Annotated in this window: 18 protein-coding genes; 7 read left to right on the top strand and 11 right to left on the bottom strand. The window is 61.0% G+C overall.

Annotation, left to right across the window (positions count from 1 at the left end; genetic code table 11):
- Positions 1 to 7: 7 nt before the first annotated feature.
- From AC07NR_RS03285 to AC07NR_RS03240, 10 genes are read right to left on the bottom strand one after another with little or no spacing between them, the layout of a single operon-like run.
- Positions 8 to 1,144 carry a glycosyltransferase gene (locus AC07NR_RS03285; RefSeq protein WP_495077789.1) on the bottom strand — a complete coding sequence of 379 codons (1,137 nt, stop codon included), beginning with the start codon at positions 1,142 to 1,144 and terminating at the stop codon, positions 8 to 10.
- Positions 1,137 to 2,105: a glycosyltransferase gene (locus AC07NR_RS03280; protein WP_495077788.1), complete on the bottom strand. Its 969-nt coding sequence runs from the start codon at positions 2,103 to 2,105 to the stop codon at positions 1,137 to 1,139. Before AC07NR_RS03280 ends, AC07NR_RS03285 begins: the two co-directional genes overlap by 8 nt.
- Entirely contained in the window at positions 2,102 to 3,472 is a 1,371-nt protein-coding gene (locus AC07NR_RS03275) for an O-antigen ligase family protein (RefSeq protein WP_305835351.1), read from the bottom strand. The genes AC07NR_RS03280 and AC07NR_RS03275 overlap by 4 nt, the downstream gene beginning before the upstream one ends.
- Complete coding sequence (locus AC07NR_RS03270) at positions 3,469 to 4,575, bottom strand: glycosyltransferase family 4 protein (protein WP_495077942.1); 1,107 nt, start codon at positions 4,573 to 4,575, stop codon at positions 3,469 to 3,471. Before AC07NR_RS03270 ends, AC07NR_RS03275 begins: the two co-directional genes overlap by 4 nt.
- Positions 4,560 to 6,152, bottom strand: a complete 1,593-nt coding sequence (locus AC07NR_RS03265; protein ID WP_192553237.1) for a GumC family protein — start codon at positions 6,150 to 6,152, stop codon at positions 4,560 to 4,562. Before AC07NR_RS03265 ends, AC07NR_RS03270 begins: the two co-directional genes overlap by 16 nt.
- Before the next feature lie 17 nt (positions 6,153 to 6,169).
- On the bottom strand, positions 6,170 to 7,195 hold the full coding sequence (locus AC07NR_RS03260; protein WP_085733202.1) for a polysaccharide biosynthesis/export family protein: 1,026 nt from the start codon (positions 7,193 to 7,195) through the stop codon (positions 6,170 to 6,172).
- Between the two features lie 20 nt (positions 7,196 to 7,215).
- Positions 7,216 to 7,863, bottom strand: a complete 648-nt coding sequence (locus AC07NR_RS03255; protein WP_085712110.1) for a CpsD/CapB family tyrosine-protein kinase — start codon at positions 7,861 to 7,863, stop codon at positions 7,216 to 7,218.
- Positions 7,863 to 8,609 (bottom strand): sugar transferase, encoded by a 747-nt coding sequence (locus tag AC07NR_RS03250; protein ID WP_085712111.1) that lies wholly within the window; start codon positions 8,607 to 8,609, stop codon positions 7,863 to 7,865. Before AC07NR_RS03250 ends, AC07NR_RS03255 begins: the two co-directional genes overlap by 1 nt.
- 18 nt (positions 8,610 to 8,627) lie before the next feature.
- On the bottom strand, positions 8,628 to 9,665 hold the full coding sequence (locus AC07NR_RS03245) for an NAD-dependent epimerase/dehydratase family protein (RefSeq protein ID WP_495077787.1): 1,038 nt from the start codon (positions 9,663 to 9,665) through the stop codon (positions 8,628 to 8,630).
- Positions 9,662 to 11,014, bottom strand: a complete 1,353-nt coding sequence (locus tag AC07NR_RS03240) for a UDP-glucose dehydrogenase family protein (RefSeq protein ID WP_085712113.1) — start codon at positions 11,012 to 11,014, stop codon at positions 9,662 to 9,664. Before AC07NR_RS03240 ends, AC07NR_RS03245 begins: the two co-directional genes overlap by 4 nt.
- Before the next feature lie 391 nt (positions 11,015 to 11,405).
- Between AC07NR_RS03240 and AC07NR_RS03235 the strand changes: the two genes are divergently transcribed.
- The 5 genes from AC07NR_RS03235 (at position 11,406) to AC07NR_RS03215 (ending at position 18,016) form a co-directional block, all read left to right on the top strand.
- Positions 11,406 to 13,103, top strand: a complete 1,698-nt coding sequence (locus tag AC07NR_RS03235; RefSeq protein WP_495077786.1) for a sulfatase-like hydrolase/transferase — start codon at positions 11,406 to 11,408, stop codon at positions 13,101 to 13,103.
- A gap of 50 nt (positions 13,104 to 13,153) precedes the next feature.
- Positions 13,154 to 13,807, top strand: a complete 654-nt coding sequence (locus AC07NR_RS03230; RefSeq protein ID WP_495077785.1) for an ABC transporter ATP-binding protein — start codon at positions 13,154 to 13,156, stop codon at positions 13,805 to 13,807.
- Positions 13,804 to 16,275, top strand: a complete 2,472-nt coding sequence (locus AC07NR_RS03225; RefSeq protein ID WP_495077784.1) for an FtsX-like permease family protein — start codon at positions 13,804 to 13,806, stop codon at positions 16,273 to 16,275. Before AC07NR_RS03230 ends, AC07NR_RS03225 begins: the two co-directional genes overlap by 4 nt.
- Positions 16,265 to 17,332: a lipocalin-like domain-containing protein gene (locus tag AC07NR_RS03220; protein ID WP_495077783.1), complete on the top strand. Its 1,068-nt coding sequence runs from the start codon at positions 16,265 to 16,267 to the stop codon at positions 17,330 to 17,332. Before AC07NR_RS03225 ends, AC07NR_RS03220 begins: the two co-directional genes overlap by 11 nt.
- Positions 17,333 to 17,437: 105 nt before the next feature.
- Positions 17,438 to 18,016 carry a hypothetical protein gene (locus AC07NR_RS03215; protein WP_119429866.1) on the top strand — a complete coding sequence of 193 codons (579 nt, stop codon included), beginning with the start codon at positions 17,438 to 17,440 and terminating at the stop codon, positions 18,014 to 18,016.
- 327 nt (positions 18,017 to 18,343) lie between these two features.
- Here the strand turns inward: AC07NR_RS03215 and AC07NR_RS03210 are convergent, their stop codons facing one another.
- Positions 18,344 to 19,165, bottom strand: coding sequence for a glycosyltransferase family 2 protein (locus AC07NR_RS03210; protein ID WP_423205320.1), 822 nt, complete (start codon positions 19,163 to 19,165; stop codon positions 18,344 to 18,346).
- A gap of 243 nt (positions 19,166 to 19,408) precedes the next feature.
- Here AC07NR_RS03210 and AC07NR_RS03205 point away from each other — a divergent pair, with 243 nt between their 5' ends.
- Positions 19,409 to 20,227 carry a VanW family protein gene (locus AC07NR_RS03205; protein ID WP_305835366.1) on the top strand — a complete coding sequence of 273 codons (819 nt, stop codon included), beginning with the start codon at positions 19,409 to 19,411 and terminating at the stop codon, positions 20,225 to 20,227.
- A gap of 55 nt (positions 20,228 to 20,282) precedes the next feature.
- Positions 20,283 to 21,257, top strand: a complete 975-nt coding sequence (locus tag AC07NR_RS03200) for a tetratricopeptide repeat protein (RefSeq protein ID WP_248738880.1) — start codon at positions 20,283 to 20,285, stop codon at positions 21,255 to 21,257.
- The last annotated feature ends 43 nt before the right edge of the window (positions 21,258 to 21,300 follow it).

The raw sequence follows: 21,300 nt of genomic DNA, 5'->3' as shown, positions 1-21,300 counted from the left end.
AGCCCTCTCAACGGTTTTGGTCAGGGTTCCACTGGGCGTAACGCTGGCCGCGCAGGAACTGCCACAGGCCGATGCTCATACCCGCCAATGTCACCAGCAGGAATGCCGCAAGGCGGAACGGTTTGGGTAAGCGGTGTTGCGAATCCAGCAGACCGGCAATCGCGATGGCGTAGCCGATCAGTTGCGCGATCAGACTCAGGCGATAGAAACCGTGGTCATCCCACAGCCAGAAATTGCTCAGCAGCAGCGGCAGCAACAGGATCGGCGCCAGCCGCCGGATCAATTTGTGGCTGATCAACGCAATCGAATACAGCCCGTGCTTGAGCGGATTGAGCAGCTCGCTCCGCTGGGCCAGGCTTTGCAGACCGCCGACGGTGACCCGCTGGCGCCGGCGAAACTGTTTGTCCGCTTCATCGACGCCGTGGTCGATCACTTGCGCTTCAGGCACGTAGACGATGCGTTTGAATTTCACCGGGGCGCAGGTGCTGATGAAGAAGTCGTCGTTGACTTCCGCCGGTACGTTTTCGAACAGTTCCCGGCGCAGGGCGAGCAGGGCGCCGTCGGCGGAGACCATGCAGCCGGTGCGGTTCTCGACCCGGCGCAGCCAGCCTTCGTAATTCCGATAGAGGCTGTCACCGACACTCAAGCCACCGCCGGTGACCGGGATCACCATGTGCCCGGCACAGGCGCCGACCTGCGGATCGCTCAGGGGCGCGAGCAGGTAGCCGAGGGTTTCCCGCGACCACTGGTTGTCGGCATCGGTGAACACCAGAATGTCGCCCGTGGCCAGGGCCACGCCGGCATTGAGTGTCGCCGCCTTGCCCTGACGCGGCAGGTCGAGCACGGTGATCCGTGGGTCGACGACCTTGTGCGCGCAAGCCACGGTGTCGTCGCTGGAACCGTCGCTGGCCAGAATGATTTGCAGGGTGGCCGGCTGATAATCCTGGGACAGCAGCGAGCGCAGCTTGTGTTCGATATGCCGCGCCTCGTTGTGCGCGGCGATCACGATGCTGATATTCAGCGGCGGCGCCGGGCTGTGACGCCACGCCGGAAACAGCGGAGCGAGCAGCGTCAGCAGCAACGGGTAGCCAACGTAGGCGTACACCGGCAGCAACAGGCACATCCAGAAAATGAACTCAGCCACGGGCAGGCCTCCTGGCGTTCCAATGACACAGACTGAGAATGAACGCCGCGCCGGCCAGGTGCAGGCGCACCCAATGCAGCCCCCACAGTTGCAGGGTCAGGTGCAGATCGTGCTGGCGGCGACTCTGACGGATGCTGAGCACCAGCGCCGGGATAGTGGTCATGAACACCATGACCGCGGCGTGATGAGGAAAACCGTTGAGCAGCGCGGAAATCGCCAGCAGATCCAGCAGCCACGCCGCCAGCGACAACAGTGGAAAACGCAACAGGCGCAAACTGAAACCGTGGGTGCGGAGCAGTTGCAGATGACTGCCCTGACGCCACATTTCCTTGCCCATCCATTCGCGCCAGTTCATTTCGTAGCCCCAGTGCAGGGCCACGGATTCGTTGACCGACAGCAGCCGCGCGCCCTGTTCGCTCTGGCGCAGGGTGAACTCCTTGTCTTCGCCGGTGCGCAGGGATTCGTTGAACCCGCCGACCTTGTCGAACCAGCGCCGATGCATCAGCAGGTTGGAGCTGGGCAACCAGTCCACGGCATGGGCGGTGTGGCTGGTCGGGCGCAGGGTGCGGCGTTGCCAGGCCACGGCGTACCACGGTGCAGAGGCGGGGGTGTGCAGGTCCAGCCCGAACACATCGGCGTGGCCCTCGGCTTCGAGGGCGAACAGCCCGGTGAGCCAGTCTTCGGGCATTTCGATGTCGGCGTCGATGAACGCCAGCCAGTCACCGGTGGCGACGGCGGTGCCGCGATTGCGCAGGGCGCCGATCAACACACCCGGCACCACCAGCACTTTTGCGCCGAACTGGCGGGCGATCTGCGGGCCCTCGTCGCTGGAGCCGTTATCGACCACGATCAGTTCGCACTCGACATTGGCCGCATGGGCGGCTTTCTGCGCCGCCAGCAGGGTGCGGCCGATGTGGCGGCCCTCGTTGTACATCGGGATGACGACACTGATCCGGCTCATGTCCTGGTCTCCACCAACGGTGCTTGCTCGGCCTTCAGGCGCAGGACGCTGGTGAGCGCGAGCATGATCCACACGTACTTCTGGTTCGGTGCACTGAGGAACATCAGAAACAGGGTCAGCGACAGGAAACCCACCCCCAGGTGGGTCATCATGTCGGCCTGCTCCCAGTCGCGGCGCTGCATCCAGGCGCGGCGTGCGCGGATCAGGTTGTACAGGCCAAGCCCGAGCATGCCGACGAACAGCAGCCCGGCGGGAATCCCCAGTTCGCTGAAGATTTCCAGGTAGGTGTTGTGCGCCCGGCGGTACAGGTCACCGATCTTGCGGTTGGCGGAAAACGCCTTGGCGTACCCGGTGGTGGCGTAATGCAGAGGGAAGGTGCCGGGGCCGGAGCCGAGCAACGGGTTCTCGCGGATCATCTGGCTGCCGACCACGATGTAGGAAGCGCGGCGGCCCAGGGATTCGTCATCGTGGCCACGGGCGCCGGCACTGAGCACGCTCAGCGACTGGATACGCGCCAGATAGCCGGCTGGCATCGCATAGATCGCCAGCGGAATCACGATTGCCATACCGAGCATGGCGAAACCCAGGTGCCGGGGACGGATGCGTGTCAGTTGCGCGCGGTAGTGCCAGCAACCGATCACCAGACTCAGCGCCAGCACCACCAGTCCGGAGCGCGATTCGGTCTTGGTCATGCCGCCGAGCAGCAGCAGACAGCAACCGCCCCAGAACAACCGGTGCAACAGGTTCGGGCTGCGAATGATCAGCAGCAGGCCCAGCGGCACGGCGAAGGCGATCAGCATGGCGAAGGCGTTCGGGTCTTCGAGCAGACCGGCAGCGCGGCCCTGATCCTGAAATTTGGTCGAAAACATCGCCATCGCGCAGGTGGCGCTGACGGCCAGTGTCACCAGGCGGGCGAATAGGTCGAGGTTCAATTCGCGACCGATCAGCAAGGTGATGACGAACAGAATCAGACCGACGCTGAGTTCACGCAGATGACCGAGGGACATGCCCATGTCATCGGTGTTGAGCAGGCTCAGAAAGTACAGAACCATGAACCAGATCAGGTAACGCCAGATATTGCTGCGCAGGCGTTCCGCCGGGATCTGATGCATCGCCAGCTGCAGCATCAGGATCACTGCCAGCGACGCGCCGATCAGCTTGCTGCCCGACAGCGAGCTGTCCTTGAAGAAACCCTCGAACGGCACCAGCGCGGCGATGCCGAGCAGACCCCAGGTCGGCTTGCGGTAGAGCACGGCGAACCCCACCAGACCGAGCACTGCGCCCGGCGCAAGATAGGGCCAGGGGCTGGCCAGCAAGGCGATGCAGACCAGACCCAGCAAGCTGACGATCGAGAGCGGGAAAATCATGCGCGTGCCTCCCGTGCCGTGCGGATATACAGCTGCGACCAGCGTTCGGCCAGGGCCTTGAGGTCGTAGCGGTCCTGTTGCGTGCGTTTTGCGTTATCCCGCAGCCGGCGCGCCAGCCCGCTGTCGCTCAGCAGCGTATCGAGCTGACGGCCCAGGGCGGTACTGTCGGTCGGCGCGGCGAGCAGGCCGTTGTGCCGGTGTTCCAGCACATCGGGAATCCCGCCGACCGCAAAGGCCACCACCGGCACCCCGGTCTGCATGGCCTCGAGCAAAATCATCGGTGTGCCTTCGGTGCGCGAACTGATCACCAGCGCGTCGAGTCGCTGCCACCAGTGGCGCATGTCGGTCTGATAACCCGGCAGGCGAATGCGCTGCTGCAACCCGGCGGCGTCGATCCGCGCCTGCAACGCCTCGCGTTCCGGGCCGTCACCGAGCATCACTGCGTCGAGCTGCGGGTGCTGATGACACAGCGGGATCAGGGCGTCGAGGAACAGGTCCGGGCCTTTCTCGCTGCTCAGCCGGCCGACATAACCGGCGAGCCAGCGCGGATTTTCGGTTTGCAGCGTTTGCTGGGCGACTGCTGCCGGCAGGCCGTTGGGGATCACTTGCAGCTTCTCCGCTCGCACGCTGGCCTGGCGGTGCAACACCGCGATGCTTTCGGCCACGCACACCACCCGGTCCACCGAGGCCGTGCGGCACAGTTGCAGGCTGAGCCAGGTGTAGAACTTCTGCTTGCGGCTGCGCGGAGTAAAACCGTGTTGCGTGATCACCAGCGGCAGACGCAACAGCGAAGCGCCCACCCAGCCGAACAACAGGCCCTTGAAATTGTGGGTGTTGATCAACGGACGCTCCGCCCGGCGCTGGCGCAGATGCCCGAGCAGTGCGCCGAGCCCGGCGCACCCTTGCGCATCGACGCCAGCCTCGCGAAAGCGCTCGATCAGCTGCGCTGGCGCATCGAGAAACAGCACCTGATGCTGCCCCGGTGTCGCCAGGCAATGATCCAGCAACATCCGCTCGGCCCCATAGAAGCCGCCGCTGCTGAGCAAATGAATGATCGGCAGCGCGGCGTTCGGGGAGGACGGCGTGTTCAATTGCGCACCCAGTGCACGAAGCTTGGCACGGTCCAGTTCTTGTGCGGATTGCCCGGTTGGGTGCTCTGATCGTTGATCACCAGCAGCACCGGTACGCCCAGCTCGTGGCTGATTTGCGCCGGGTGTTTGAAGCGGTGATCGAAGAACTCACGCACGTAGACCAGGGCAATCGCCAGCAGCAGGCCGGTGAACAGACCGAACGGAATGATCAGCAACGGTTTGGGGAACGCCGCTTCGGTCGGTTCGAACGGCGGGCTCAAGACCCGGGCGTTCGACAGGTCGTCGTTCAGCGCGCGGGTGGTGCTGCTTTCGGCAAAGCGCTGGGCGTAGGTCGAGAACGCGGCGTGCAGGGCATCGATTTCGGTGTCCATCTGCCGCAGTTTGCTTTGGGTCTGCTGCAGGTCATGGATGCGCGACTTGAACTCGGCGATGCGCGCCGTCTTCTGATCGATCACCTGTTGCACCACCGCCAGATCGTTGGTGCGTTCCTGAATGCGGTTGCTCACCACTTTGAGGAACTGCTGGCGGGTGCGGGCGATCTGTTCGCGGGTCAACAGCATCGGCTCGCTGCCGGGCTGGAACACCGCCAGATCGTTCATGTAGCGGCTGACCTGGGTGGTCAGTTGCTCGCCCAGTTGCTTGATCTCCCGGTCTTCGAACGCCACGTTGTCGACGGTGGTGGTGAAGGTGTAGGGGAAGGTGTAGTCATTGAGCTTGTTGTTACTGGCGGCGGCCAGGCTGGTTTTCAGGTATTCCAGCCAGCGCTGGCTTTGCAGCAGGCGATCCTGATACAGGTTCAGCGCCTGTTCTTCGGTGTTGATCGCGTTCAGGCGGAAGGTGATTTCTTCCTTCGGATCCGCTGCGCCGACGCGTTCGAGCAAGGCCTGGCGATTGGCTTCCAGACCATCGAGGCGCACTTGATACAGGTGCTTCTTGGTCTCGTAGAAAGACTGCGGCAGGTCGATCGATTGCAACGCCTGACGGCTGACCAGATAGTTCTGCAGCAGGGCGGCAACGAAGGTCGTGCCCTGATGCGGATCCGGGAAGCTGTAGACGATCGAGATCACGTTGGAGCCGGGCAGGGTTTCGATCTTCAGGCTGTCGATGGCCTGTTGCGTCAGCCCGTCGAGCACGGTGTCACGCACCGGATCGGTTTCCAGCCCCAGCACGTTGCGCAGCGGGTTGATCAGGTACTGGCGCAGCGGCGAGGTGATGTAGCGCCGGAACGGATCGCCGATCAGTTTGGCGAACATTCCGGGGGGCGGGGTGTATTCACCCTTGTCCCGCAGTTCACTGATGGTCTGACGAATCAGTGCTGGCGAACGCAGGATATTGCTCTCGGTTTCCATGTCCGCCAGTGACGGCGGAATGAAGGTGGCGTTGTCCACGGTCAGCGACGTGGTGGCGTCGCCCTGGGAGAGTTTTTTCGACTGCACGATCACCTGGGCGGTGATATCGAAGCTCTGTTTGAGCACCATCGGCAGCACCAGCGCGATCACTGCAAAGATCAGGAAGACACGCTTCACCAGCCGTTTGTTGGCGAAGAAGATCCTGAAGAACTCATGCAGGTAGTTTTCCTTTGGATTCATGTCAGGTCACCCGAGAGTCAGTTGTTGTTGCTGCCCTTGTTGTCGACGCGGTAGCCGAAGCTGAACCCCACGCCCTGGAACAGCACCACGTCGGCCAGTTGCCGTGCCAGATCACCGGCACTCGCCAGTTTGGTCTTCGGCACGTAGAGCATGTCGTCCGGTTGCAGGTAGGCAATCTGCGAGGCGTCGCCGGCCAGCGCTTTCTCGACGTCGTAGCGCACGGCCTGCACTTGATTGCCGTTGCGCCGCATGATCATCACCGAGTCCAGACGCGCCTTGACGTTGGTACCTCGGGCCAGCGTCAGTGCTTCGAGCACAGAAACCGGCCGGCGGATCGGATAGGAACCCGGCTGACCGACTTCACCCAGCACATAGATCTCGTTGCCGGCGGTGGACTTGAGCAGCACGTCCACGGTCATCCTTCCCGGCAGTTGCGCATAGCGTTTGTTGAGGAAGGTTTCCAGTTGATTGACGGTCATGCCTTGCAGCGGCACGGCACCGATTTCCGGGAAGCTCGCATAGCCGTCAGTGCCCACGGTGATCTCGCGGCTCATGCCGGTGGCCGGGTGGTTGAGGGCGCTTTTCAGGTTCTGCTCGTTGGTCAGCGGACTGATGATCTGCACGGTCAGCTGATTGCGGTTGGGCTGGAACAACTGTTTGCGCTGATAGGCGCGCTGGATTTCATCCCGGGCCTCATCGCTGGTCAGCCCGGCGATTTTCACCGAAGTGTTGGCACCCGGCAGATTGATGGTGCCGTCCGGCAGTACCAGTTGGTTGCCGTTGAGCTGGCTGGCCGCGGTGAAGTTCAGGCCGATCTGGTCACCCGACTGCACGCGGTAGGCGTCCGAGCCGCTGGTGCTGATGTGGAAGATCACGTCCAGCACATCCTGCGGGCGCAGGGTCTGCTCGACCTTCGGCATGTCGGTGGCCTGGGCGTTGGCCGGGGTGGCGGTGAGGATATTCACCGGCATGGTCTGGGTTTCGGAGTTGCTGGAGCAACCTGCAAGCGGCAGCATCAGCAGAACCAGTATCTTGGCGTTCATTGCGTCATCCCTCGCGTTGCTTACAGGTTTTTGTACAGCCATTTGGGCATGTAGTACTTGCGCCGGTTGAACACGCTGCCGACCACTTTCGCCCCGGCCTGGGTCAGCCGTTGCACCGCAGCCTGGGCGACTTCCCAGCGGGTGTCCTCGGCCCGGACCACGAACACCACGCCGTCGGCCTGGGTGCTGAGCACCAGGGTGTCGGCGGCGGAGTACACGGCGTCGCCGTCAATCACCACGAAGCGGTACTGGCTGCCCAACTGGTCGAGCAGCGGGCTCAGGCGTTCGGCGGTGAGCATGTCCATGGTGCGGATCGGCCGGCCGTTGGGCAGTACGTGGAAGGGCAGGCTGGACACCTGCACCACGCAGTCCTGCAACAGCGGCGGGTTGTCCGGGTTGAACAGCAGGTCGCGCAGGCCGCGTTCCTTGCCCAGGTTCAGTTGCTGGGTGAGGTTGTTCGCCGATTGGCTGGCATCGACATACAGCACCAGTCCGCTGCTCATTTGCGCCAGTTGACTGGCCATGGCCAGGGCGCTGGTGGTGGTGCCGGCGCCGGGGTTGGCGGCGGTCAGGAACAGGATCCGCAGATCCAGGTCCAGCACGGTCGAGGTCAGGTTCGACTCGCTGGGGCTGGCAATGCTCAGGCTTTTGTTGGTTGAACCGTCCATTAGCTTGCTCCGTGGCCGCTGAATACTTTGAAAGGGGTTTTCAACAGGATCTTCAAATCAAGCAACAGGCTCTGCTCGGCGATGTAGCTGAGGTCCAACTCAACGCGCTGGTCGAAGTCGATATTGCTGCGCCCGGAGATCTGCCACAGGCCGGTCATGCCGGGGTAGATCGCCAGACGGGCGAGGTGCTTGTCCTTGTAGCGGTAGGCGTTGAACGAGGTCGGGCGAGGGCCGACCAGGCGCATGTCGCCGGTCACCACATTGATCAGGTTGGGCAGTTCGTCGAGGCTGGTGCGCCGCAGGAAACCGCCGATCCGGGTGATGCGCGGGTCCTGGTCGATCTTGAAGTCGATGGCGTCGGCACCGTGTTTGTTGAGGTGGCGCAGCGACTCTTTCAGTTCTTCGGCGTTGGCGACCATGGTGCGAAATTTGTACATGCCGAACTTGCGGCCGCGATAGCCGGTGCGTTTCTGCACGAACATCACCGGGCCTTTGCTGGTGAACTTGATGGCGAGTGCCAGACCGATCAGCAGCGGCGAAATCATCACCAGAATCACCAGCGCGCCGAAGCAGGCCAGCACCCGGTTGGTGCGCGACAGCTGCCATGGCCGGCCACCCTCGCGCCCGGTCACCCAGCCTTGCCCCTGACGGTGGATGGCCGCGTCGAGGCGCATTCGATGTTCCGGATCCATGCGTTTGTCACGAACCAGATGTTGGATCGGTACACCTTTCTCATGTCCAGTCATGGAGTCCTCCGCTGGTGTTCAGCCGCGAACGGCGCGTGGGCGACAGGCAGTCGGGTAGTAATCGCGATACCAGGCGATGAACCGCCCTAGGCCTTCATCCAGCTCTATCCGGGGCTGGAACCCGGTGGCCTGGGCCAGATCGTCGGTGTCGGCACAGGTGTTGAGCACGTCGCCCGGTTGCAGGGGCAGCAGCTCGACAATGGCTTTCTGACCGAGGTGTTTTTCCATCAGGGCCAGGTAGGTTTTCAGCTCCACCGGATGGTGGCCGCCGATGTTGAACAGGCACCAAGGCGCCATGCTGCTGCCCGCGTCGGGGTGTTCACGGTCCCATTCCGGATGGGTATGCGGTGGGTGCGTCGTCAGGCGGGCGATGCTCTCGACAATGTCGTCGATGTAGGTGAAATCGCGCTGGTGCAGGCCGTAGTTGAACAGCTTCAGCGGCAGGCCTTCGGTGATGGCCCGGGCGAACTGGATCGGTGACATGTCCGGCCGGCCCCAGGGCCCGTAAACCGTGAAAAAGCGCAGCCCGGTGCAGGGAATGCCGAACAGATAGCTGTAGCTGTGGGCCATCAGCTCATTGGCTTTTTTGGTCGCGGCGTACAGCGACAACGGGTGATTGACGTCGTCATGCACCGTGTACGGCGTGTGCTGGTTGGCGCCGTACACCGAGCTCGACGAGGCATAGATCAGGTGCTCGACCGGGTGGTGCCGGCAGCTTTCCAGAATGTTCAGGAAACCACTCAGATTGCTGTTCAGATAGGCCTGTGGATTTTCCAGCGAATAACGCACCCCGGCCTGCGCCGCCAAATGGATCACCACTTGCGGGCACTCGCGGACAAACAGCGCATCGACGGCGGCGGCATCGGCCAGATCGACTCTGGCGATCTGGAAGTCGCCGACCTGACCGCGGACCCAGCGCACGCGGTCATGCTTGAGCTGCGGGTCGTAATAGGCGTTGAAATTGTCCAGGCCGACGACCTGATGCCCGTCGCGCATCAACCGCAACACGCAATGAGCGCCAATGAACCCGGCCGCACCGGTGACGAGGATTTTCATGACCGCAACCCGTCAGGCGCGATATGCCGCAGGCCGATGCCGCTGTAGTGCAGGCCGGCGGCGGCCACTTGTTCCGGGTTGTAGAGGTTGCGTCCGTCGATGATCACCTTCGAGCGCAGCTTGTCGGCCAGCAGTTCGAAGTCCACTACACGAAAGTTCTTCCACTCGGTGCAGATCACCAGTGCGTCGGCGTCTTCCAGGGTGTCGTCGCGGGTGGCACACAGGTGCAGGTCATCGCGGTAGCCGTAGATGCGCCGGCATTCGGACATGGCTTCCGGATCATAGGCCTGGACGCTGGCGCCTTCGGCCCACAACGCATCCATCAGATAACGGCTGGGGGCTTCGCGCATGTCATCGGTGTTGGGTTTGAACGCCAGACCCCAGACGGCGATGGACTTGCCGGCCAGGCCCTGCGGGAACTGCGCCTTCAGTTTGCTGAACAGGATGTGCCGCTGCGTATCGTTGACGTCGGTGACACTGCGCAGCAATTTCAGCGGCATGCCGTTGTGCTCGGCGGTGTGCAGCAGGGCGCGCAGATCCTTGGGAAAGCACGAGCCACCGAAGCCGCAGCCGGGGTAGATGAAGTGATAGCCGATGCGCGGATCGGAGCCGATGCCCTTGCGCACGGCTTCGATGTCGGCGCCCAGCAGCTCGGTGAGATTGGCCAGTTCGTTCATGAAGCTGATGCGGGTGGCGAGCATCGCGTTGGCCGCATACTTGGTCAGCTCGGCGCTGCGGTTGTCCATGAACATCAGTTTTTCGTGGTTGCGGCAGAACGGTGCATACAGCTCGCTCAACTGCTCCCGGGCCTCGGGGTCCAGTGTGCCGACGATGATCCGGTCCGGGCGCATGCAGTCGGCGAGGGCGCTGCCCTCCTTGAGGAATTCCGGGTTGGACACGATCCGCACGTTCAGGCCGCTTTTGCCGCGCCGGCGCAATTCGTTGTTGGCGGTGTCGAGTACCTGATCCGCCGTGCCGACCGGCACCGTGGACTTGATGATCAGGGTGCGATCGGCCTCCATGAAGCTTGCGATCTGCCGTGCCACGTTGAGCACGTGGCTGAGGTCGGCGGAACCGTCTTCGTCAGCCGGTGTACCCACGGCGATGAAGATCAGTTCGGCGTGTTCAACGGCATCGCTGGCCTGGGTGGTGAACAGCAAACGCCCGGCCTTGATGTTTTCTTCCAAAGTTGCCGACAGACCCGGTTCACTGATAGGCGGTACTGCCTGTTGCAGTTGTTTAATTTTGTTCGGGTCTATATCGACACACAGTACTCGATGTCCGACATCGGCAAGTGCCGCAGCTTGTATCAGGCCAACATAGCCCGTACCAAATACGCTCACGTCCATATTGGCGTGCCTCGTAAGACGGTGGAGGAAGATCGAATTGGAACTGTCAAAAGGGGTATAGCGCAGGGTGGGAAAAGCGTGTCAGCAAAATGACATGTTGCATGTGTATAACACCCCCGTTTTTGGGGGCTATTAGCCATCAAGTACTTGCTGCATCTGGATTTGTCCCGTCCTTGACATGTTTTTCACAATTCAAAGAAAACGATAAACGGTCGTAGGCCGCAAAATTCAAGGGCTGTAGAGACTTGGGTGTGTCAGTAATGAGTCAATGTTTTTTTGACGCTTTTGGCAAAAGTCCGACAATTCTTGCGCTTTGATAGCGCGGTGCTAGTGTCAGAAATTGACCGACAATTCATTGACCGTGCCCCGTCGGCAGCGCCCCGGAACCGCCATGTTTCGATATTTGAAAGAACTGCTTTTAGTTATTTATCTATTGCTTTATTCCGATTATTACCTTGAACGTTTAAACGCCATGGGTATCGGTCCGGCAGTACTGCTTTTTGGCGCGATGTTTTTGGCGCTGACTTTCGCATTACTACTAACGGCGTATATAAGGCAGACTTTCATTCGGCACTTGTTCGCATTGGCGATGTTTATTTCGGCGGTGTTCTTTGATGTCTATACCCGGGTCACTGCCGATTACCTGACGTACAGCAGTTTTGTCTCTCTGGTTTATTCGGGTGGCTTCATCCAGGAGGCGGCGTACCAGTATCGGGATGCGATCGTCCACGGGGTGCTCAACGGTCTTTTGCTGTTGATCGGCATCGGCCTGCGGCCGCGTCATTCGATCCCGGTTCCCAATGCGCTACGAGTCGCGGCGCCGGTGCTGGGGGTGCTGCTGCTCAGCGCCGTGCTGTTCGTGCGGGCCGGGGAAGGGGCGCGGGGCTTGCCGATCATGTACACGCCGCTGGCCTACCTCAACCTGTTTGGCTACGAGGCGTTGCACAACACTGTCGGCCCCCGTGAGCCGGTGACCCTGGCGCGCAATGGCCCGGCGGTCGGCCATGACATCGTGCTGATCATCGACGAAAGCATTTCCGGCAACTACCTGGACATCAACGCGCCGTTCGGCGTACACAGCAACCTCAAGCAGGCGCATCCCGGCGTCGACATTTTCAATTACGGCTATGCGGCGTCCATTGCCAATTGCAGCGCCGACACCAACGTCACTCTGCGTTACGGCGGCACCCGCGCCGATTACATGCGCATCAACAGCACGCTGCCGTCGATCTGGCAATACGCGAAAAAGGCCGGCCTGCGCACCGTGTACATCGACGCCCAGCGCACCGGCGGCAACCTGCAGAACCTGATGACCGACACCGAGAAAAAGGACATCGACGAATTCGTGCAATTCGACCAGACCAGCGTCCGCGACCGCGACATGGCCGCCGCTGCCAAGCTGATCGAACTGCTCAACGACGACAAGCCCGAGCTGGTGGTGATCAACAAGGTCGGAGCGCATTTTCCGGTCCACGACAAATATCCGGATGCCTTCATGGCCTACCGCCCGACCTTGCCGCGCGGCCAGTTCACCGAAATCGCCGATACCGGCAAGCGCGACGGTTTCAACGGCCAGCCGGATGACTGGGTGCTGTACCGCAACGCCTACAAGAACACCGTGCTGTGGAATGTCGGCGAGTTTTTCTCGCGGGTGTTTGCCCAGGCCAACCTGAACAACGCGCTGCTGATCTACACCTCGGACCACGGTCAGGACCTGCACGAGCGTGGCAACCCGGGGCTCAACACCCATTGCGGCGGCGACCCGGTGGAAGAAGAAGGACTGGTGCCGCTGGTGGTGATCCAGGGCGATCAGTTGCACACCCTCGACTGGTCGGCCCAACTGGCGGCGAACAAGGATCGCTCCAGTCACTACAACATCTTCCCGACCCTGCTGCAGTTGATGGGCTACGACCTGGCGGGGATCGAGTCGGTCTACGGCAAGCCGCTGAGCGTGCCGACGACGGACGACTTCACCTTCAACTACCGATTCAATGCGCGGTTGGGGGCCAAGCCCGAGTGGAAACACATCGACCTGAACAGCATCGTCACGCCGGGTGAGGCGCCGACGAGTGTGGCCGCAGGACAGTAACCCATCGGTATCCGCTATCCTTGCCCAACACGCAACGATCGGATGGCGGCATGCTGCAGGTTCAAAACGTCTTCAAAAGCTACCTCACCCCGCAAGGCCCGTTGCCTGTGTTGCAAGGCATCGACCTGACGCTCGAACCCGGCAGCAGTCTGGCGCTGATGGGCGAGTCGGGCAGTGGCAAAAGCACGCTGCTGCACCTGATCGCCGGCCTGGATAAAGTCGACAGCGGCAGCATCCTCAGCGGCGAACATCGACTCGACGCAATGAGCGAAGCGCAACTGGCCAACTGGCGGCGCACGGAAATCGGTCTGGTGTTCCAGCAGTACAACCTGATCGGCAGCCTGCGCATCGAAGACAACCTGGCGTTTCAGGCGCGACTTGCCGGGCGTCATGACCCGCGCTGGCAGAACCATCTGGTGCAGCGTCTTGGCCTGAGCGAACTGCTCAAGCGTTATCCCGAACAACTTTCCGGCGGCCAGCAGCAACGGGTCGCGCTCGGCCGGGCGTTGGCCTCGCGGCCCAAGTTGTTGCTGGCCGACGAACCCACCGGCAGCCTCGACGAAGTGACCAGCGACGAGGTGCTGCGGCTGTTGCTGGAGTTGCTCGACGACACGCCGACCACGTTGCTGATGGTCACCCACAGTCAGCGCGTGGCCGCGCGACTGGCAGAGCGGGTGGTGCTGTCCAGCGGTCGACTGACGTGAGGGTTTTCCGGCAAACGCTGATCGCGTTGCTCAGTCACTGGCGGCGACACCCGGTGCAGTTCTTCAGCGTGCTTACCGGGTTGTGGCTGGCTACCAGTCTGTTAACCGGTGTCGAAGCACTCAACAGTCAGGCACGGGACAGTTACGCCCGCGCCAGCCAGATGATCGGCGGCGAACCCCAGGCCAGCCTGAGCACGCCGAACGGTGCGACGTTTTCCCAGCAATGGTTTGTCGATCTGCGTCGGCAAGGCTGGCCGGTTTCGCCGATGTTGCAAGGGCGTTTGATCCTCAAGGGCCATGAGTCCCAGCGCCTGCAATTGATGGGCATCGAGCCAGTGTCGCTGCCGGCTGACAGCGCGGTGGCGGGGCAGGCGATGCCGATCGAGCGCATCGTCGAGTTCTTCAGCCCGCCGGGCAGCACCTGGATTTCCCCCGACACCTTGCAAGCGTTGAATCTGACCGAGGGCGCGACACCGCAAACCGAAACCGGTCAGACGTTGCCGCCGCTGTTGGCGCAAAAGGACATGGCGCCCGGCGTACTGCTGGTGGACATCGGTGTCGCTCAACGTGTGCTCGAACAACCCGATCAACTGTCGCGGCTGCTGTTGCCCAAGGATTTTCACGCCGACATGCCGGCGGCGTTCAAAGGCCAGTTGCAGCTCAAAAGCAGCGGCGAAGAAAACAATCTGGCGCGGCTGACCGAAAGCTTTCACCTCAACCTCGATGCGCTTGGTTTTCTCTCGTTTGTCGTCGGCCTGTTCATCGTGCATGCCGCCATCGGTCTGGCACTGGAGCAGCGTCGCGGGCTGCTGCGCACGTTGCGCGCCTGCGGTGTCAGTGCGCGAATGCTGATCGCTTGCCTGATCGTCGAACTCGGTGCGTTGGCGTTGATCGGCGGACTTTTCGGTGTCGTCAGCGGCTACTGGCTGGCCAGTGTGCTGCTGCCGGATGTCGCCGCCAGCCTGCGCGGGTTGTACGGCGCGGAAGTGGCGGGGCAGTTGCGCCTGAGTCCCTGGTGGTGGTTCAGCGGCATCGGCTTGAGCCTGCTCGGCGCGTTGCTGGCCGGGGCCAACAGTCTGCTGCGGGCGGCGCGCCTGCCGTTGCTGGCGGTGGCCGATCCGCAAGCCTGGCATGAACAGCATGCGCGCTGGTTGCGTCGTCAGGGCTGGGTGGCCGGGGTGTTTGCGGCGATTGCGTTGATCGCGTTGGTGTTGGGTGACAGTCTGGCCAGTGGTTTCGTGTTGATGGGCGGGTTGTTGCTCGGCGCTGCGCTGGCGCTGCCGGTGGTGCTCAGTGCGCTGTTGAACGGTTTGCTCGGGCGCATTCGTTCGGTGCTGGGGCAGTGGTTTCTCGCCGATTGCCGACAGCAACTTCCGGCACTGAGTCTGGCATTGATGGCGTTGCTGCTGGCGATGGCGGCCAACATCGGCGCCGGCAGCATGACCGCCGGTTTCCGCCAGACCTTCAATGACTGGCTCGAACAACGGCTCACTGCCGAGCTGTATCTGAACCCGAGCAACCCGGCCCAGGCCCGCGAGCTGTACAGCTGGCTCAAGCAACAGCCGAGTGTCACGGCGATCCTGCCCAACTGGCAGGTTTCGGTGACGCTGCAAGGCTGGCCGACGGAGGTGTTCGGCATCATCGACCATCCGCACTATCGCCAGCACTGGCCGCTGCTCGAAGCCCGGGGCAACGATCCGTGGGCTTTGCTGGCCACGGACGACGCAGTGATGCTCAGCGAGCAACTCGCGCGCCGGCTCAAGGTGCGGCCGGGGGATCACCTGACGATTCCAACGCCGGGCCTGTCATGGTCGCCGCGCATCGTCGGGATCTACGCCGACTACGGCAATCCCAAGGGGCATGTGCTGGTCAACAGCAATCACCTGTTGCGCAGTTGGCCGCAACTGACGCCGAACCGTTTCAACCTGCGGATCGAACCGGCAAAGATTCCGGCATTGCTCAGTGCCTTGCAGGCACGCTTCCAGCTCGACGACAGCCGCATCGTCGATCAGGCGCGGCTCAAGGGCTGGTCGGTGCAGGTTTTTGAGCGGACCTTCGCCGCGACGGCAGCGCTCAACAGCCTGACGCTGGCGGTTGCCGGTGTGGCGCTGTTTATCAGTCTGCTGACCCAGAGCCAGAGCCGTCTCGGCCAATTGGCGCCGTTGTGGGCCTTGGGTGTGACGCGACGGCAATTGATGCTGCTCAACCTCGGCCAGACCTGGCTGCTGGCGGTACTGACGCTGGTGCTGGCCTTGCCGTTGGGCATCGGGCTGGCGTGGTGTCTGGATGCGGTGATCAACGTGCAGGCCTTTGGCTGGCGCCTGCCGTTGCGGGTGTTTCCGTTGCAGTTGCTGCAACTGACCGGGCTGGCCTTGCTGGCGACGTTGCTGGCTTCGGCGTGGCCGCTGTATTCGCTGTACCGCACGCAACCGGCGGACTTGCTGAGGACGTTTGCCCATGAGGATTAACTTCGCCGTGGTGTGCCTGGCGCTGTTGCTCAGTGGCTGCGACAAACCGGCGCCGGAACAGAAAGGTTTCGCCGGGATGGGCGCTCAGGCGCAGGCCTTCACGCCGGTGGTGCCGGGGCGGGTGTTCAGCTTTCCGGCGGATCATGGCGCCCATGACGGTTTTCGCATCGAGTGGTGGTACGTGACCGCCAATCTCAAGGACGCCCAGGATAATGATTTCGGTGTGCAGTGGACGTTGTTCCGCAGCGCCCTGAACCCATCGCCGGAGCAACCGGGCTGGGCCAATCAAACGATCTGGCTCGGTCATGCGGCGGTGACCTCGGCCAGCGTTCATCACGCCGCCGAGCGGTATGCCCGTGGCGGCGTCGGGCAGGCGGGGGTGAGTGCGGTGCCGTTCGAGGCGTGGATCGATGACTGGCGCTTCGTCAGTCAGGCGAGCGATCCGCTGGGCGACATGCAGCTCAGCGCAAAGGACAAAAACTTCAGCTACCAACTACGGCTGACGTCCAGCCGTCCGCTGGTGCTGCAAGGTGATCACGGTTTCAGTCAGAAATCCGAACAGGGCCAGGCCTCGTATTACTACAGCCAGCCGTTTTTTCAGGCCAGCGGCACCCTGCAAATCGACGGTAAGACCTACACCGTCAACGGTCCGGCCTGGCTCGACCGCGAATGGAGCAGCCAGCCGCTCACCGCCAACCAGACCGGTTGGGACTGGTTCTCCCTGCATCTGGATGACGGCGCGCACGTGATGCTTTATCGCATGCGCCAGAAGGAAGGGGCGCCGTACTTGACCGGCACCTGGATTGGCACCGATGGCCAGACTGAAACGCTGCACTCCGGGCAGATCAAACTGACGCCGCAGGACACCGCGAAGGTCGCTGGCCGTTCGATGCCGGTGCGCTGGTCGATCGGGATTCCGGAAAAGAGTCTGCAAATCACCCTCGATGCAATCAATCCAAGCGCCTGGATGGGGTTGCGCATTCCCTACTGGGAAGGGCCGGTACGGTTGAGCGGCAGTCAGGGCGGGCGCGGTTATCTGGAGATGACCGGGTACTGATTCACCCTGTGCCAAGAGCGACGGCGGATCAGCGTCTATGCTCCTTGGCACGCACGGCGCCGAATGTGCCGTGTGCTGCCATCCATCACAGGGAACGTACCGCTTATGAAGCTTCAATCACTGTCGCACGCCATTGCACTCGCCACTGTCCTGTCTGCCTCCACGGCGTTCGCGGCCGATATTCCTTTGTCGGCGACTGTCGAGAAGGATCAGGTCACCACCAAAGTACTGGCGGTTGATCCGGCCAATCATCAGGTTGTCCTTGAAGGTGAAGAAGGTCGCCAGGTGCATGTTCAGCTCAGCGACAAGGCGAAAAACCTCGCCAACCTGAAGGTTGGAGACAAGGTCGACATTCAAGTCACCCGATCCGTGGCGGCTTTCCTGGACACCGACGTGGATAAAGGTCTGCCTGGCTCCACCGAGCGTACCGGCGAGCTGCGCAACGCCGTGGGCAGCAGCAACCCTGGCGGCGAGGCATTCCGCCAGATTCAGGTGCAATTGAAAATCACCAGAATTGATTTGAAGAAAAACCAGGTCACCCTGGAAAACCCTTCGGGCCAGTCGAAAACCCTCAATGTCGAAAAGCCTGAAATCCAAGCCAAACTCAAAGATCTGAAAATCGGGCAGAGTGTCGTGGTCACTTACACCGATGTATTAAAAGTGACCAGTGAACATGAAAGCTGAGTATTAACTCTACAGCGTGACTGTTCTTGTACAAGTAGTGGTATGAGAACAGTCATATAAAATGATCGGATCCGATAATTCTGAAAGTTTCTCGGGAAATATCGGTGATCAATATCCGTTAACGTTTTAGTACATAAATTTCATCCTCAATTAGCACGACATATCCGCCAACTTCCATTAAAATCCTTCCCGTTCGCCCAGTGTCAGGGCTCTTTACCGGTGCATGGATTGCCAGGCCATTACACTGGGCGGACACCTCCTCCGGAGAGAGGACTAAAGAATTCGGATAAAAAAAGGGCGACTGTGAAGTCGCCCTTTTTATTGTTCTCAGGATTTGGCAGGCCGCATGCCTTGCTGCATCTGAATACGCTTGAGTGTTTGCTGATACATGGTGGTGCGGCGGTGGTTTTTCGCGTAGCCACCAGCAGCCGCCACGGTGCCGGCCTGGATGTGATCCAGGTAGCGGAAGATCGTCCGCGGCGAAAGAAATCTGATGCCGTAACCAAGGCTGCTTAATCGATCCTGCAGCGTGTATCCCGGGACCCGGTCATCCATCGAGAAATACAGGCCATGAGCCTTGATCAACCGTGCATTCCACAAGGTGCAGAAGCTTTTCAGGTGGGTTTCCCGGTAGGGTTTTGGCTCCCGGGAGCGCAGGCCCAACTGCAGTTTGGCCCGCCGGAAGTAGTGTTTGAAGTAACGCGAAGACAAGCGCCAGGTGTCTCTTAAAACACCCCGGTCCAGCTGTTCGACACAACCGACGGCTGCTGTATCCAAAGATTGCATGCACTCTTTCATCATCATTGAAAAGACAGTGTTGTCGAATACGAAAGTATCGGTGTGCAGTAAAAACAGGTAATCGGTTTCAACCTTTTCAAGTGCCAGATCGAGTGCCTTGCCGTGGGCAATATGCCCGGCTTCTTTGCAAGGGGAAGGGCGCTCGATCAAGTTGATCCAGTCCAGAGAGCGCAAGTAAGCCAGGCTTTCGTCGGCAGAATCGTTGTCCACCACCCACACCGGAATCTGCTGTTCCTTGACGTATTCCTGGAGAAACTCCAGGCACATCCGGGTTATTTCCGGGGTTTTGTAATTGACCAATACAAGACTGAACGCGGGCTGTTGTGCCGAGGGGAAATCAAACTCTCTCATGATCCGGGCTCACATCGAATGGAATGGCTTTGTGTGCGGCAATCAACGCTCGCACCCGCTGCTTTGTGGCCCGGATGGTAGGGACGCAACCTTAGTTCAAACTTAATTTCGAAACGCTCGGCGTCGGCCGACTTGTAACGGCTTGCGACGCCTGCGCGAGCAGCGCACACGGCGATATTCCACGGTAAGATGCGCCGCCCTTTTCAGATCAAGGAAGATAACGGCCCGCGCCGTTCGCCACGGATGAAACCACTTTCCCTCTACCACCCGGCCCTCTACTGGCTGCGCGTGTGGCAAAAAAGACTGTTCCGCCACATCGCCTGGCACTGCTCGAGCAAACGCTACGCACGACCTGCCGCGACGCCTGAGCGCTTGCCGTATCGCTACCTCAAACACACCTCAAAACTGATCCGCAAACTCGGCGACTCCGACCTGGCGCTGCAACACAACAAAGTCATCAACCTCAAACTCGCCGTCGCCGCCATCGACGGCGTCACCATCGCCCCCGGCGAGTATTTCTCCTTCTGCCGCCTCGTCGGCCGCCCGACCCGCCAACGCGGCTACGTCGAAGGCATGGAACTGTCCTTCGGCCAGGCCCGCACCGGCATCGGCGGCGGCATCTGCCAACTCAGCAACCTCATCCACTGGATGGCCATTCACTCACCCCTGGTCGTCATCGAACGCGCCAACCACAGCTTCGACCCCTTCCCGGACGACGGCCGCGTCCTGCCGTTCGGCTCCGGCGCGGCGATCTTCTACAACTACATTGACCTGGTGCTGCACAACCCGACGGATCGGAGCTTTCAGCTGAAGTTGAAGGTCGGGGAGACGCAACTGGAGGGGGAGTTGTTGTGTGATCGGGAGCGGGAGTTTCGGTATCACGTGTTTGAGTTGGGGCATAAGTTTGTGCGGGAGGGGGGAAGGGTGTTTCGGGAGAATGAGATTTGGCGGGAGGTGCGGGAGAAGGGGCAGGTGGGGGCTTTGGTGGAGAGGGGGAGGTTGTATGGGAATCGGGTGGTGGTTAAGTATGAGGTGGGGGAAGGCGCTTTTGAGGTGACGTAAATCTATTGGCTGGTTGTTGTTTTTTTCAATTTTATCGATTCACAAGGACGTTTCAATGAACCGCTGTTTCAAGACTTTCATCCCGGTCGGTGTGGTGCTTTTTACTCTGTTCAGCACAGGCAACACATGGGCACAGGAACCGCGAGCGCTGTACGACGCGATGAAGGGTGGGGTCTGTTCGCCTAACTCGGAGCGCTTGCACGAAGACGCGGTAAAGGGTGATCTGCAAGCACAACTGGAATTTGGCAAAGCCATTCAGCAGAACCTTTGCGGGGTGGTAGAGCAATTCTCGCCCGGCATGCCTGAAGAGTGGTTTCGCAAACCTGCAGAACAGGGAAATGCCGAGGCACAAGCCGAACTCGCCTACGAACTGAGTTCGGACTGGAGTGTAGAAGGTGAAGACGCCGGGGTTTACTGGAGTCTGAAAGCTGCGGAGCAGGGCAATGCGAAAGCGCAATTCCATCTGGCGCAGATTTATCATCGTGGTGGCCGCTCGATAAAAAATCTCAAGGATATGGACAAGGCTATGGCCTACTACAACCAGTCCGCCGAGGGCGGTTATCCCGATGCCTACATGCTATTGGCGATGATCTACCAAGAAGGGGATGGGGTTCCACAGGATGACGTAGCGGCAGCCAAATGGTTCCGTAAGTTTGCCGAGACGGGGAATGCTTCTGGGCAGTTTGATTTTGCAGAAGTCCTGGCTGAAGGACGTGGTGTCGAAAAGGATGAAGCCAGTGCCTTCGATTGGTTTGGCAAGTCGGCGGCTCAGGGAAATGAATACGCCCAGTATGAAATGGCTCGGATGTTCGAACAGGGCCGTGGAGCGAAGCGCAATGAACGCGAGGCTGCCAGTCTCTATCGCAAGGCGGCCGATGCCGGATATGGCAAAGCCCAATTGGCGTTGGGAAACATGTACGCACAAGGCAGAGGTGGTTTGACCAAGAGCAAAGCCAAGGCGAAATTCTGGATGCTCAAGGCAGTTGAACGCTCGGCTCCAGGGGCAGAGGAGGCGTTAAACAGCCTTTGAAGTGGTAAGCGACAAGGGGCGACAGGGGGCGCCCCTTGTTAGT

The sequence above is a fragment of the Pseudomonas sp. GW821-FHT09C09 genome, from assembly GCF_059418105.1.
This window is presented reverse-complemented; position numbering and strand designations above follow the sequence as displayed.

Excerpts from the sequence above, each read along its gene's own strand:
- AC07NR_RS03255 (WP_085712110.1), bottom strand. The coding sequence starts at position 7,863 with ATGGACGGTTCAACCAACAAAAGCCTGAGCATTGCCAGCCCCAGCGAG.
- AC07NR_RS03275 (WP_305835351.1), bottom strand. The coding sequence starts at position 3,472 with ATGATTTTCCCGCTCTCGATCGTCAGCTTGCTGGGTCTGGTCTGCATC.
- AC07NR_RS03210 (WP_423205320.1), bottom strand. The coding sequence starts at position 19,165 with ATGAGAGAGTTTGATTTCCCCTCGGCACAACAGCCCGCGTTCAGTCTT.
- AC07NR_RS03245 (WP_495077787.1), bottom strand. The coding sequence starts at position 9,665 with ATGAAAATCCTCGTCACCGGTGCGGCCGGGTTCATTGGCGCTCATTGC.
- AC07NR_RS03280 (WP_495077788.1), bottom strand. The coding sequence starts at position 2,105 with ATGAGCCGGATCAGTGTCGTCATCCCGATGTACAACGAGGGCCGCCAC.
- AC07NR_RS03215 (WP_119429866.1), top strand. The coding sequence starts at position 17,438 with ATGAAGCTTCAATCACTGTCGCACGCCATTGCACTCGCCACTGTCCTG.
- AC07NR_RS03200 (WP_248738880.1), top strand. The coding sequence starts at position 20,283 with ATGAACCGCTGTTTCAAGACTTTCATCCCGGTCGGTGTGGTGCTTTTT.
- AC07NR_RS03220 (WP_495077783.1), top strand. The coding sequence starts at position 16,265 with ATGAGGATTAACTTCGCCGTGGTGTGCCTGGCGCTGTTGCTCAGTGGC.
- AC07NR_RS03250 (WP_085712111.1), bottom strand. The coding sequence starts at position 8,609 with ATGACTGGACATGAGAAAGGTGTACCGATCCAACATCTGGTTCGTGAC.
- AC07NR_RS03240 (WP_085712113.1), bottom strand. The coding sequence starts at position 11,014 with ATGGACGTGAGCGTATTTGGTACGGGCTATGTTGGCCTGATACAAGCT.
- AC07NR_RS03205 (WP_305835366.1), top strand. The coding sequence starts at position 19,409 with ATGAAACCACTTTCCCTCTACCACCCGGCCCTCTACTGGCTGCGCGTG.
- AC07NR_RS03265 (WP_192553237.1), bottom strand. The coding sequence starts at position 6,152 with ATGAATCCAAAGGAAAACTACCTGCATGAGTTCTTCAGGATCTTCTTC.
- AC07NR_RS03260 (WP_085733202.1), bottom strand. The coding sequence starts at position 7,195 with ATGAACGCCAAGATACTGGTTCTGCTGATGCTGCCGCTTGCAGGTTGC.
- AC07NR_RS03230 (WP_495077785.1), top strand. The coding sequence starts at position 13,154 with ATGCTGCAGGTTCAAAACGTCTTCAAAAGCTACCTCACCCCGCAAGGC.
- AC07NR_RS03235 (WP_495077786.1), top strand. The coding sequence starts at position 11,406 with ATGTTTCGATATTTGAAAGAACTGCTTTTAGTTATTTATCTATTGCTT.